General features: G+C 59.2%; 1 pseudogene. It reads right to left on the reverse strand.

Annotation, left to right across the window (positions count from 1 at the left end):
* Positions 1-483, reverse strand: a pseudogene (locus RCF13_RS11055) (DNA-directed RNA polymerase subunit beta'); the annotation flags it as partial.

Genomic DNA, 483 nt, shown 5'->3' on the forward strand with positions numbered 1-483 from the left:
GGGCTTCAAGCTGAGCTTCAAGCGACAGCGGAACGTGAACAGCCATCTGGTCACCGTCGAAGTCGGCGTTGAACGCCGTACAGACGAGCGGATGCAGCTGGATCGCCTTGCCTTCGATCAGGGTAGGCTCGAATGCCTGAATACCGAGACGGTGCAGCGTCGGAGCGCGGTTCAGGAGAACCGGATGCTCACGGATCACTTCGTCAAGGATATCCCAGACTTCCGGACGTTCCTTTTCAACCAGTTTCTTCGCCTGCTTGACGGTCGAGGAATAACCCTTGGCGTCGAGACGTGCGTAGATGAATGGTTTGAACAGTTCGAGCGCCATCTTCTTCGGCAGGCCGCACTGGTGCAGCTTCAGTTCCGGACCGGTCACGATGACCGCGCGGCCGGAATAGTCGACGCGCTTGCCGAGCAGGTTCTGACGGAAACGGCCCTGCTTGCCCTTGAGCATGTCGGAGAGCGACTTCAGCGGGCGCTTGT

Source organism: Stenotrophomonas maltophilia group sp. RNC7 (genome assembly GCF_030910085.1).
GTDB lineage: Bacteria > Pseudomonadota > Gammaproteobacteria > Xanthomonadales > Xanthomonadaceae > Stenotrophomonas > Stenotrophomonas sepilia.